Origin of the sequence: Campylobacter sp. CNRCH_2015_0814 (assembly GCF_025772765.1) — a bacterium.
Lineage (GTDB): Bacteria > Campylobacterota > Campylobacteria > Campylobacterales > Campylobacteraceae > Campylobacter_D.
Window position 1 is genome coordinate 1 of the sequence record NZ_JAKMSR010000036.1, and the last position, 944, is coordinate 944.

Here is a 944-nt window from a genome sequence, read left to right on the forward strand (position 1 = left end):
AATTATCTTTTTTTAAATCAATATTTTCATGGTATAACTTTTCAATATATTCTTGTATTTCAAAAATAAAATCTAAGAATGTTTTGTTTTTATTGTTTAAAAATTCACTTATTTTCAATATCTGAAATAAATTTATAATTTCTTTTTCTAAATTTTGAAACGATAAGTGATCTTGACAAAGAGGGTTTAATGAAAATATCTCCAAGCTCCTATAACAACTATCAACACATTGATTAAAAGAATTAATCATGTATTCCAAAATAAAATCAAGTAAATTTTTATTTTCATCACTATTATTTTTATAAAATGTCTTAACTATATCAAAATGATATTTTTCTTTTAAATATTCATATAACAAAATATCAAAATTTTCGTAATTCACCAAAATACATCTTTCTTTATTTCTTTTATAAAAATCCAACAAGAACATATTATATTCAAACCAGTAATTTAAAGCATCTTCCATAGATAATCTATCATTTGAATATATTTTTTGTTTTAGTATTTCGATCGGATTTTCATAAACCAAAATAAATAAAATATTTTGATCCAATTGAGTCCAATCTTCAGCAACATATAATAAGTTGGGATTAGCAATATAACATTTTTTTTCTTTAGATTCCTTATCAAAATCCTGTAAAAGAGGATAATACATTTTCTGAATTTTACAACTATTTATTTGATGTGTATTTTTTTTAAAAGATGAAATCGTATCTAACATTTGTACTATTTTATCTTCATTTTTAGTTTTTTCCAGCTTTAGCTCTCTAAAAAAAGATAAAAAACTTGAAAGATTATCAGATGTATATCCAATAACTAAAATCTTATTAATATCCATTAAATATCCCAAATAAACATTAAATTTATTCAATTCTAACTTTAATTTTATTAATTTTAGCTAAAAAATATATAAATCCACCTTTATGCCAAGTTTTGCTAGCTTT

1 protein-coding gene is annotated in these 944 nt (G+C 20.7%); it reads right to left on the reverse strand.

What is annotated here, in order from left to right; translation table 11 throughout:
- Positions 1-838 (reverse strand): hypothetical protein (locus tag L8X24_RS07905; RefSeq protein ID WP_263664341.1); only part of this gene is annotated, 838 nt, incomplete at its 3' end.
- Positions 839-944: the final 106 nt, after the last annotated feature.